The sequence below is a fragment of the Psychrobacter sp. 16-MNA-CIBAN-0192 genome (assembly GCF_040309565.1).
Classification (GTDB): Bacteria; Pseudomonadota; Gammaproteobacteria; order Pseudomonadales; family Moraxellaceae; genus Psychrobacter.
Genome location: NZ_JBEOOX010000525.1, coordinates 1 through 251, shown reverse-complemented (window position 1 = coordinate 251; position 251 = coordinate 1). Strand labels below are relative to the sequence as shown.

At 39.4% G+C, this 251-nt stretch carries 1 protein-coding gene; it reads left to right on the top strand.

The window, feature by feature from the left end; genetic code table 11:
• Positions 1–251, top strand: a 251-nt coding sequence (locus tag AAEY78_RS14235; protein WP_502943786.1) for a ClpB D2-like domain containing protein, incomplete at both ends; no start/stop codon positions are given.

Sequence of the window (251 nt, the reverse complement as noted above, 5' to 3'; positions counted from 1 at the left end):
CATTAGTACAGATTCTGTCTGAGCCAAAGAATGCATTAACTAAACAATATAGTGCATTATTTGAGATGGAAAATGTCGAACTTGAATTCCGTGACGATGCATTACAAGCCATCGCTCAAAAAGCAATGTCACGTAAAACCGGTGCACGTGGGTTACGTTCTATTGTTGAAAGCATCTTGCTCGATACAATGTATGATATTCCGTCGACACAAGGCGTGATTAAAGCCGTTGTTGATGAATCAGTAGTGAAA